The organism is Pseudoalteromonas sp. GW168-MNA-CIBAN-0100 (assembly GCF_040309225.1).
GTDB classification, from domain to species: domain Bacteria; phylum Pseudomonadota; class Gammaproteobacteria; order Enterobacterales; family Alteromonadaceae; genus Pseudoalteromonas; species Pseudoalteromonas arctica.
In genome coordinates, this window is record NZ_JBEOOL010000550.1 from 1 (window position 1) to 273 (window position 273).

1 pseudogene is annotated in these 273 nt (G+C 42.1%); it reads left to right on the forward strand.

Going from position 1 to position 273, the window contains the following annotated elements:
* A pseudogene (locus AAEY62_RS22380) lies at positions 1 to 273 on the forward strand (flagellin); the annotation flags it as partial.

Genomic DNA, 273 nt, shown 5'->3' on the forward strand with positions numbered 1-273 from the left:
GTTATGGATGCAGGTACTCCAGCTGGTGGATTAACGTTTGACGGAACTGCTGCAGCTACAGCGGCGGCTTCAAAAACGTCAGAAATTAATTTGTCATCACCGAATAAAATTGGTATTTCAAATGATGGTTCAGCGAATGAGCTAGAGATGTTTAATGGTGCATTGAGTGAGTTATCATCGGTTGAAGCGATAGATATTAGTGGTACAACTAGTGAGGGGGCTCAATCGGCAATTCAAACAATTGATGCTGCATTGGCACAAATAGATACTCAG